General features: G+C 49.5%; 1 protein-coding gene. It reads left to right on the top strand.

Annotated features, from left to right (window positions below):
- The first annotated feature begins 164 nt into the window (after positions 1-164).
- Entirely contained in the window at positions 165-1,199 is a 1,035-nt protein-coding gene (locus AC2VLY_RS03960) for a DUF3034 family protein (protein WP_486921799.1), read from the top strand.
- Positions 1,200-1,286: the final 87 nt, after the last annotated feature.

Here is a 1,286-nt window from a genome sequence, read left to right as displayed (position 1 = left end):
GGTTTCTGAGATTTTGGCCCCTTTCTTGCTATTAAGTGTTTTGAGTGCTCTGGCATTCAAAAACCGCTTAACGGCTAGGAGGAGGTATGAAAATTATGGGTAAGTCTGCGAAATCACCCGCTACAAAAGCAGTCATTCTGGCAGTGGCCTGCACGTTGGGTGCAATGGTCCCTGTGGCCGCCAATGCGGCGATAGGTTCGGCCTGTTTATTTGGCCAGGGCCGTATTTTGGGCACCGGAGCAGTAACAGCGATAGACGGTGCTGCTGGTGGTGGTATCAACCCCTGGGCAGTGATTTCGGGTTATGGCACCAACCAGCAAATTGGCGCGACCGCTTTTTATTCACACGTATTGCTGAACAACTATAACTTGAACGCCTACGGCGCTTCGGTCGGATTATTCAACCGTGTTGAGATTTCTTTTGCCCGGCAGGGGTTTAGTTTAGGTAATACAGGGCAGGTACTTGATAATAAGATTCTTGGCACAGCAGCACCAGGTGTACCCTTCCCGTACGGAACGACGACCACAGCGGGTTTGGCTGCCGATAAAGCATTTGCCGGAGGTCCCGCATTTTTTGGTAGCAATTACGATTTAAATCAGGATATCGTAGGTCTGAAGGTGCGTCTCTTCGGGAATGTTATTTACGATCAAAACTGGTGGGAACCACAGGTGTCCGTGGGTGTTGATTTCCACCACAATGAGATGCCCAAAGATTTTGCAGCGACACTGGGTGTTAAGCGTAATGGCGTCAGCTATTATCTATCGGCTACTAAAGTCTGGATTAACGGTATATTCGGGTTGACGACTTTAGCGGACGTAAATATTGATGTTACCAACGCCAATCAGCAAGGCTTGCTGGGTTTCGGTGGCGTCAATGGTATGGGTTACAAAGTATTGCCGGCTGCTTCGGTGGGTGTTTTTCTGAACCGTCATGTGGTACTGGGTGCTGAATACCGAGATATGCCGCAAAATCAGCTCATAGCGGCTTCAGGTACAGTTGTTACTCCGCCTGGAAAAATCCCCCTCCATTTGGGTAATGTGGGCGATGCTGTATCCAAAACCAGTGCCTGGAAGGATGTCTATATCGCCTGGTTCCCTTACAAGCAGCTCTCGCTAACGGCGGCCTATGTGGATTTGGGTACTATTGCTACCGAAAAGAACCAGAACGGTCTGTATCTGTCTCTGACCACCAGCTTCTGATCACAATTTTAAGAGGAGTTTACCATGTCATTTATACGAACCTCTTCCCGTCTTTCGGCAGTAGCCAAGGGCGTCGCTCTGGCGGCA

The organism is Acidithiobacillus sp. TH-A36 (genome assembly GCF_057473445.1).
This window is presented reverse-complemented; position numbering and strand designations above follow the sequence as displayed.